The following is an 8,338-nucleotide window of genomic DNA, read 5'->3' on the forward strand; positions in this document are numbered from 1 at the left end:
GCATTTTCCACCCTCGTGCTGGAAGCGGACGATCCGCTGCCAGCCGGTTTCCTTCCCAGCTGACGGAGAGCGATATGAAATTCGACCCGTCCGTTGCTTTGGAGAATTGGGACCTCCTGGCCTTTGGCCTGCTCATCACGCTGAAATACACTGTTTACACCTGCGCCATCGGCCTCGCGATCGGTCTCTTCGTGGCGCTGCTCCAGCTCACTCCCTGGTGGCTAGCGCGCTGGGCCGGCCGAATCTGGGTGGAGTTCTTCCGCAACATCCCACTGCTGGTGTTGCTCCTGTGGATCTATTACGCCCTGCCAATCTTCCTTCAAATCGAGATTGGCAAAGAAACGGCTGGGATCGTCGGTCTCGGGTTCTATGCCAGTGCCTTCTATGCCGAGATCCTGCGAGCCGGGGTCCAGTCCATCGACCGCGGCCAGACGGACGCCGCCGTGGTGCTGGGCATGGGCTACTACCAGCGCATGAAGCGCATCATCCTGCCGCAGGCTCTGCGCCGCATGGTGCCGCCACTTATGGGCCAAACCATCATGCAGCTCAAGAACACCACGCTGCTCTCGGTCCTGACCATCCCCGATCTGCTCTACCAGGCGGGCTACATTTCCAGTTTCACCTACCGGCCAATAGAGGTCTACACAGTCATCGGCGCCATGTTCATCATAATCCTGTTCCCCCTTAGCGCTCTTTCGCGCCGGCTCGAACGCAAGGAGGCCGCGTAATGACCGCTACCTCCACAGAAGTCGTGCTGAGCGTACGCGGGATCGAGAAGTCCTTCGGGAAGAACCATGTACTACGCGGCGTGGATCTTGACGTCCACCGGGGGGAGGTGGTCTGCCTGATTGGCGCCAGCGGCTCGGGTAAGACCTCGCTGCTGCGCTGCATGAACCTGTTGTTGGAACCCGACCGCGGCGAAATCTTCATTGAAGGCGCGCCTCTTTTCCGCCGCTTTGGGACCGAACGGCTGAAGCTTTCCAATGCGCAGGTCAGCGCGGCGCGCATCAAGACCGGCATGGTGTTCCAAAACTTCAACCTGTTTCCCCACCGCACCGCGCTGCAGAACATCATCGAAGCACCTCTGGTGGTGAAGAAGGTGCCCCGCGCCGAGGCCAAGGCACAGGCTCGCGAGCTCCTCACCCGCATGGGCCTTGCCGACGCCGGGCACAAATATTCGTCACAATTGTCGGGCGGCCAGCAGCAGCGTATCGCCATCGCCCGTGCACTTGCCATGCAGCCCACCATCATGCTGTTCGACGAGCCTACATCTGCGCTGGACCCGGAACTAGTCGGCGAGGTTCTCGCTGCAATCCGCCAGCTCGCCGCCGAAGGCATGACCATGGTCATCGTCACGCACGAGATCGGCTTGGCCTATGAGTTGGCCGATCGGGTGATCTTCATGGACCAAGGGATTGTCGCCGCTAGCGGCGATCCGCGTGAACTCCTGCTGTCGGACGCTAATCCCAGGCTCGCGGCTTTCGTGGGGCGTTTCACGGAACAGGCCCGTTTTCTCAGTCCCTTGGTGGCGCCAGCAGCCACACCTCGAACCTATTTCCAAGCAAAGGATAACAGACCATGGCCGATGTAAACTGGGGCGGTATTTTCCCCGTTCTCGTCACTCCCTTCGGAGCAGATGGTTCCATCAATGAGATCAGATACAAGGCGCTCATCGATGACGCGATTGCCAATGGCGCGCAGGGCATCGTAGCGGCTGGAAGCACCGGCGAATTCTATGCCCTCACCAAGGCCGAGCGCGCGCGCCTCTACAAATTGACGGTTGACCATGTTGCGGGCCGCGTGCCCGTGCTGGCTGGCGTCGCCGACCTGCGTGTCGAGGATGTACTGGAAGCATGCCAGTCCGCCGTGGCGGCGGGTTGCGCCGGCGGCATGATCCTGCCGCCTATCTACGCTATGCCGAGCCCGCGAGAGGTCGTAGCCTTTTTCGAGTACATTTCGCGCAACACGTCGCTGCCGCTGATGCTCTATAACAGCCCGCGCCGCGCAGGCATCGACATCACACCGGCATTGGTGGAGCAACTCTCCGCCCTGCCGACCGTGGTCGCCATCAAGGACAGCTCCGGCGTCATCACTCAGGTAAGTGAACTTGTGCAGCGCGTGGGTGACAGACTTCGTGTTTTCGTGGGCTACGAGACCATGATCGTTCCGGCCCGCGCCGTTGGCGCTCATGGAGTCGTCGCCATGGCGCACCAAATCGCCGGTCCCTTGATCCGTGATTACTGGGACAAGGCTCTCACTGGCGATGAGGCGTTGGATGACCTCGGCCGTGACGTCTTCGCCTTCTACCGTTGTTTCCAATCGGGGGCTTATTACGCGGCCATCAAAGAGACCATGAGCCAGCTTGGTCGCGATGCCGGCGACCCGCGCCTGCCGCTGCTGCCACTGGCTGATGAACAGAAAGCCGCCATTACCAAGATCATAGCTGACGCTGGCCTTCGCCGTTGGGCCAACGCTTAAGGGAAGCCGACGTGCGTTTGAATCCCTCTCCTCCAAAAGAATGACATGCACGTGGTGGAGCCCAGCACGAAAGACGTTGGGCTTCGAATGTAGAGATAACCAGCGGCCGCAGGTAATCACCGCAAACACGGCTGAGAGCCGCGCCAATATGAACGATGCGCTTCAGGACTGGCTTGGCACAGAAGGGCTGTTCCGGCGGCTTGCTGTTTACTCGCGTCTGAGCGCATCTTACCCGGTTGAAGGAAAAATATGTATACGAAACTTGCGCTGCTCATCGATGGCGAATGGATTGAGGAAACCAATGCTGGCGGCGAGATTGTTCTCAATCCTGCCACAGAACAGCCCCTCGGCACACTACCGCACGCCGGAAAGGCAGAGCTTGATCGCGCACTCGCCGCGGCAAGCCGAGCCTTTGAAGGCTGGAAGCGAACGTCACCTTACGAGCGCGGGCAGATTCTGCGCCGTGCCGCTGACCTGATGCGCGAGCGGTTGGACCACATTGCTACGGTGCTAACGTTGGAGGAAGGCAAGACCCTGGCGGAGGCCAAAGGCGAGATCACCGCCGCTGCGGAGTTCTTTGACTGGTTCGCAGAAGAAGGCCGGCGCAGCTATGGCCGTGTCATCCCGGCGCGCATGTCCAATATGCGTCAGACTGTCACGCAGGAACCGGTTGGCCCCGTCGCTTGCTTCACGCCATGGAACTTCCCAGCGGTGACCCCCGCGCGCAAAATCGCCCCCGCCCTTGCCGCTGGATGCACCTGCATCATCAAGCCAGCTGAAGAAACACCAGGCACCACGTTGGAAATGGCGCGGGCACTCACCGATGCAGGTCTGCCCAAAGGCGTGCTGAATGTGGTCTTCGGCGAGCCGGCTGAGGTCTCCGAGTATCTCATTCGCTCACCGATCATCCGGAAGATCTCCTTTACCGGATCGACTCCGGTCGGACGGCATCTCGCTCGCCTTGCAGGTGAGACCCTGACGCTTGCCACCATGGAACTGGGCGGTCACGCTCCTGTCATCGTCGCGAAAGATGCTGACGTCCAGCGTGCGGCAGAGCTCTCCATGGCGATCAAGCTGCGCAACGCTGGCCAGGTCTGCACCTCGCCGACCCGCTTCTTAGTCGAACGCCCGATTTACGATGAGTACCTTGAGCACGCTCGCACCTTCGTGGAGAGGCAGGTTGTGGGTGACGGCCTGCAAGCAGGCACCACGGTGGGGCCGGTCGCCAACACCCGCCGCGTCGCGGTCATGGATGACCTCATCAATGACGCGCTTGCCCATCAGGCGCGGCTCATCGCCGGAGGCGAACGCCTCAAGGCTCCCGGCCTGATGTACAAGCCGACTATCCTGGCGGACATCCCGGACCACGCAAGGGCCATGACTGAGGAACCGTTCGGCCCGCTTGCGCTGGTACAACCTGTTGATGACATAGAACAGGCCCTCGCACGAGCGAATGCATTGCCCTATAGTCTGGCCGGATATGCCTTCACGCGCTCCGCCGCGACTGCCCATCGCATAGCGGAGGAGATGGAGGTCGGCGTGATCGGCATCAACCAGATGGTGGTGTCGATCCCCGAGACTCCTTTCGGTGGTATCAACGACAGCGGCTGGGGTCGCGAAGGCGGTATCGAAGGTCTGGAATCCTACACGGTAAGAAAATACGTCGGTCATCTTCATGTCTAACAGGGGATGAGGCGGAAGAGCAAAGGAGCGCGGAACATGAGCTTGGACGAGACATTTTTGGGCTGGCGACCACGGCAGCTCGCGTCCGAGGGCCCGCGCTACCTTGCCCTGGTCAATGCTCTGGAGCACGATATTGCCGACGGCCGGCTATCTGATGGCGACCGCTTGCCGGCGCACCGGGAGTTGGCGCAGCAGCTGGGCCTGTCCGTCGGCACCGTAGCTAAGGCCTATCAGGAGGCAGATCAACGCGGTATCGTCAGCGGCCATGTCGGACAAGGCACTTTCGTCCGTCGCCGTTCCGTCGGCCGCGCCCAGGCGGCGGCAAGACACGAATCAGTCAATTTAGCGCTGAATATGCCCGCCGAGGGGAACGAAACGCAGATCCTGTCCGCGTTTTTTGGCGAGGTGGCGCGCGAGCAACATCTTGCACCGTTGCTGGGATACCATCCCCATGGCGGCATCCGGCGGCACCGAGAAGTCATCGCAGCCTCGCTGTCTGACAACAGCTTCACCCTCGAACCGGCACGGCTGTTCCTGTGCAATGGCGCTCAGCACGCCATCGACATCGCCCTGCGCTTGGTGGCAAAGCCCGGCGATAGCATCTTGGTGGACGCCTTCACCTATTCTGGCTTCAAGGCAATTGCTGCAGCCAGTCATCTCAACTTGGTGCCCGTTGAAATGGATGAGGAGGGACTAGATCCTGAGGCGATGACACAGGCCTGCCGCGCGTCCGGCGCGCGGGTGCTCTATTGCATGCCAACGCTCCAGAGCCCCACGGCTCGCACCATGACCCTTGGCCGGCGCCGGCGCATCGCTGAACTAGCCGAGGAGCTTGATCTCATCGTAATCGAGGATGACGTTTACGGCTTTTTCTTTCCCGAGCGTCCTGTGCCGATCGCCACGCTGGCACCGGGCCGCACCTTCTACGTCACGTCCTACTCCAAATGTGTTGCGCCTGGCTTCCGGCTCGGGACATTGACTGTCCCGACGGCCTACATTGCTCAGGCCGAACTCCTCCTGCACGCCTCCGCCTGGTTTGTGGCTCCGCTGCTTAGCGAGGCCGTGGTACGGCTGATTGAAAGCGGCAAGCTGGAAGAACTGCTTCGTGAGCGGCGCCGGCAGGCGCTCGAGCGTTACCGTGTGTTCCTTGACGTCTTTCCCAATGCCCCAAAATTGCAGTTCCCAGCCTTCTACGGGTGGCTGCCGTTGCCGAAAGAATGGTCGGCTGATCAATTTACCGCCGCTGCGCGAGTGCACGGCATTCTCGTAACACCACCTATTGCCTCGGCGGTAGGTGAGGTTCACCCCGCTGCAGTCCGTGTCTGCCTTGGTGCGCCGAAGAATCTCGAAGAACTCTCTACTGTGCTTCAGATTCTGCGCGATATCCTTGCTCACCGGCCAGCAAACGTCGTTTCCGTCGCGTGACCGAGCTCGATCGCATAGAAGTATCTACGCAGCCTCAATTAGGGAAACTCAACTCCAAGAGACTGGCGAGCCAGCCTTGGTTAATAAGTCGATAAGCATCTGTATTCAACAAGGACCTGCGCGATGAGAAATGCACTTCCGCCGAGCGATGAAACGCGTCAGACCTCAGAAACGTCTTTTGAGATGAAGGCGAAAGAAATCCTCGAAAGGGCGATGCTTTCCCACGAGTGGGACGTTCCACTTGCAGGTGCGGCCAGCGACGCCGCGGAGATGAACCATGTGGATCTTGCATATTGGTTTTACAAATTGGAAAGGCCGACGCTCAAAGCCGAAAGCAACGTGCCCGATGCCCTATTTGCGAACGACAAATCGGTCGTCCGACTGCCTGCTGGTTTCAAGCAAGAGAGCGCGCTTACATTAAGTGCTGCAGGAGACTTGATGCCTATGGACGGGATTGAGGCTTCCACTAATATTATCTACGAAAAGGTTAGAGACATCTTGTTCGATGTCGACATCTCATTCGCAAATCTGGAGGCGCCGGTAACAAAGGAAAAATTTGACAGTTGCCTTATCCAAAACTGCGATCTCCCGAAGGGTCCAATTTTGCGAAATTCTTTCGCTATGTTTGATGCTCTGGTCCGACATAATGACAAAAGCTTCGACGTGCTCAGCGTTGCAAACAATCACAGCTTCGACTTGGGAGTTGAGGGCATTGAGACCACTCGGCAGCTCCTTACAGCCAATAATATCGTTGGGATCGGAACGCCAGAGAGCCCGGCGGAGTATGGGCGCGCGCATATCATCACGAAAGCAGGTATCAAGGTCGGATTTATATCCGCCACCTTCAGCCTAAACGATCGCAACCCGCCAGTGAACGAAAGCTATCGCGTTCATACGGCCAGGCTCGTTTCAAAATACGTCGAGCCTGAATTCGAGTTGTTACACAAGCAAATCGGGGACTGCAAAAGGGAAGGTTGCGACTTCATTGTTGCCTCTCTACACTGGGGATATGAATTCGAATTTTTCCCGCGAACCAAGCAGATCGAAACCGCCCGTGCTTTGATTGAACAGGGCGTCGATTTAATCTTGGGGCATCATCCCCATGTCATCCAGCCGGTTGAATATTACCGCACAAAGCGAGATCCGAACCGCACCGCAGTCATCGCGTACTCTTTGGGTGGTTTGACCTACGATGAATGGAACGCTGCGCCTCATTTGTCGCTAGGCTTGGTTCTGAAAATGAAGCTGTCGAAAGGCATCATGGACGGCAATAGCCGCACTTTCATTGAGAACATAAGGCCTGTCCCGGTATTCCATCAAGCGTTTCATCAGCGCGCCAGAAGGGTTGTGCGTATAGAAAAGCTCGAGGATCACTTGACCGAAGAGGGATCTCATGAAGAGGACCACGAATTCAAAAGGCGTATAAATGAAATGAAAAGATATACCGATTTGGTTTTGGCTAACTCTATTTCTTATTAGAAATGCACTGCTCTCCGGGCCAAATGGGCGGATGTCGCAACGCTCGACGAACGCAAGTCGCTCGCCCGGAAAGATGCAGAAGGTGTACTGGGACTGCGTTGAGAAACGGTTTTTTTGCGCCAATATTTCAGCCAACTGCGCCGCAAGACGCTCACTGGGCTCATCGGCATGCCAGATGTACTCCCGATGTGGAACATGCAGAAGGGCGAAGCCTAATGGCTCGCCTACATCGTTCGAACAGGCATGCGACGCAGGACGCGCGAGGAATGGCTTGCCTTAATCCCGGACAGCCATGAAGGCTATCTCAGTTGGGAGCGGGCAGAGGCGATCCGCAAGATGGTCGCCCAGGCAGGCGACGCGCTGCTGGCCGGTCTTGTCCGCTGCCGGCGCTGCGGCCGCTTGCGCTCGAACGATTTGACCGACTGCGTCTGCGCCGCCGCTTTCTCGGCCGCCGGCTCGTCCTCGGTGGCTGACGCCTCCAGATCCTCCAGTTGCAGTTCCGCGCCAAGAGCCGTTCCTTACGCTCCCGAGCGGCGGCCGTAGAGTTCGCGCCGCAGCTTCTCGATCTCCAGCTTGAGGTACGCGATCAACGCTTCTGTCGAGGTGACGTTGCCCCCAGTTTCTATCCAGTTTTGAGTTCGTTTCCGGCGTGGGTTGTGCCCTGCTGGGCGGGTGAAGCGACGGGCGCTGGCGCGGAGCCTTTGGCATCGCGCAGCGCGAGCGACCGTCGCAGATTGAAGGTGGTGGCGAACTCGGCCGGTGTCTGCCAGGCGATTTGGGAATGCGGCCGCGCGGTGTTGTACAACACGACGAGAGAACGCCCACGGGACCGAGGAACGCAAGTTTCTTTATCCATGGCATCCCTGGGCCGGGCGTTGTGTTCACGTTCATGAGGTGATCGAGAAGGCTGACCGGGAGGTTTTCCGCTGCAGTCTCTCTGGCCACGCCTCCGATCGGTGGCTGGAGGTTCCGGCCTGGATGTTTGATCGCGCGGTCTGCACCGCGTGGCGCATTGCCGCTGCCCCACATGTCGATCCCAGAACGCTTGGCGTCTTGGTGACACTGCTGCAGGACGCGACGGCCAATTCCCACACCCCATCGCAATTGGAGGTTTCGGGCGCAGCATCGGATCCTCACGACGCGAATCGGGGAGAGGTCCATGCCGCGCCAGCCCACGACATATCAGTTCGATCTGTTCTCCAACCCGCACGATGCGGAGACCGCGCAGATGCCACCATGGCAGGCGCTGCCGGAAGAGACGCGCCTGACGCTG

General features: G+C 59.2%; 6 protein-coding genes and 1 pseudogene. 6 read left to right on the plus strand and 1 reads right to left on the minus strand.

Translation table 11 applies throughout. The features are described from left to right. Positions 1-74: 74 nt before the first annotated feature. The 6 genes from NKH80_RS29930 (at position 75) to NKH80_RS29955 (ending at position 7,065) form a co-directional block, all read left to right on the plus strand. Positions 75-728 carry an amino acid ABC transporter permease gene (locus NKH80_RS29930; protein ID WP_352995629.1) on the plus strand — a complete coding sequence of 218 codons (654 nt, stop codon included), beginning with the start codon at positions 75-77 and terminating at the stop codon, positions 726-728. Beyond that, positions 728-1,591, plus strand: a complete 864-nt coding sequence (locus NKH80_RS29935) for an amino acid ABC transporter ATP-binding protein (RefSeq protein ID WP_352995617.1) — start codon at positions 728-730, stop codon at positions 1,589-1,591. Before NKH80_RS29930 ends, NKH80_RS29935 begins: the two co-directional genes overlap by 1 nt. Beyond that, on the plus strand, positions 1,579-2,478 hold the full coding sequence (locus NKH80_RS29940; protein WP_352995619.1) for a dihydrodipicolinate synthase family protein: 900 nt from the start codon (positions 1,579-1,581) through the stop codon (positions 2,476-2,478). Before NKH80_RS29935 ends, NKH80_RS29940 begins: the two co-directional genes overlap by 13 nt. 249 nt (positions 2,479-2,727) lie before the next feature. Continuing rightward, entirely contained in the window at positions 2,728-4,161 is a 1,434-nt protein-coding gene (locus NKH80_RS29945) for an NAD-dependent succinate-semialdehyde dehydrogenase (protein ID WP_352995621.1), read from the plus strand. Positions 4,162-4,197: 36 nt separating this feature from the next. After that, on the plus strand, positions 4,198-5,586 hold the full coding sequence (locus NKH80_RS29950; RefSeq protein ID WP_352995624.1) for an aminotransferase-like domain-containing protein: 1,389 nt from the start codon (positions 4,198-4,200) through the stop codon (positions 5,584-5,586). 123 nt (positions 5,587-5,709) lie between these two features. After that, the gene (locus NKH80_RS29955; RefSeq protein ID WP_352995627.1) at positions 5,710-7,065 is read left to right on the plus strand and encodes a CapA family protein; all 1,356 of its coding nucleotides are present in this window, start codon (positions 5,710-5,712) and stop codon (positions 7,063-7,065) included. A 383-nt stretch (positions 7,066-7,448) separates the two neighbouring features. On the opposite strand, the pseudogene NKH80_RS29960 reads toward NKH80_RS29955, so the two are convergent. Then, positions 7,449-7,670 (minus strand): annotated as a pseudogene (locus tag NKH80_RS29960) (IS66 family transposase); the annotation flags it as partial. Positions 7,671-8,338 lie beyond the last annotated feature (668 nt).

This window comes from Mesorhizobium sp. M0904 (genome assembly GCF_040319475.1).
Taxonomy (GTDB): Bacteria; Pseudomonadota; Alphaproteobacteria; order Rhizobiales; family Rhizobiaceae; genus Mesorhizobium.